This is a genomic window from Micromonospora sp. AMSO12t, assembly GCF_008806585.1.
GTDB lineage: Bacteria > Actinomycetota > Actinomycetes > Mycobacteriales > Micromonosporaceae > Micromonospora > Micromonospora reichwaldensis.
The window spans coordinates 1-460 of record NZ_WAAS01000616.1; the positions used below are offsets into that span (position 1 = coordinate 1).

At 67.4% G+C, this 460-nt stretch carries 1 pseudogene; it reads right to left on the reverse strand.

Annotated elements, in window-relative coordinates:
• Positions 1-437: pseudogene (locus F6X68_RS33210) on the reverse strand (diguanylate cyclase); the annotation flags it as partial.
• Positions 438-460: the final 23 nt, after the last annotated feature.

The window sequence follows — 460 nt, forward strand, 5'->3', positions numbered from 1 at the left end:
TGGCGGCCCAGGGCGGGCAGCCACAGAGTCGCGTACTCGGCCTGCATCAGGGCCCTGACCCGACCCAGGAGAGCATCGACGAGCGTCCCGTCCTGACCGCGCTCCCCGATTGCGCGGGTCAGGTCGTACATCGCGGCCAGCGTCCGGTGTTGCCGGAAGAACTCCGCGTAGGAGCGGTAAACCAGAACCAGGGCCACGCCGAGTGCAATCAGCAGCACCAACGACCACCAGGTGGTCGTGACCGCGATCAGAATGATCAAACCGAGCGAGACGTTGATCGCCGCAGTGAGCAGGGCGGGGCGTGCGGTGCGAAGAGAGTCCCGTCCCGCCGGCCAGCCCTGTAGGAGGGTATGCACGCCGACGATGCCCGCAAGGCTGACGAGGATCACCGCGGTCACGGCCGCGAAAAGACTCAGCCAGGTACCGGGGTCGTCCACCTCCTTCGAGGGCGGTAGCGCCT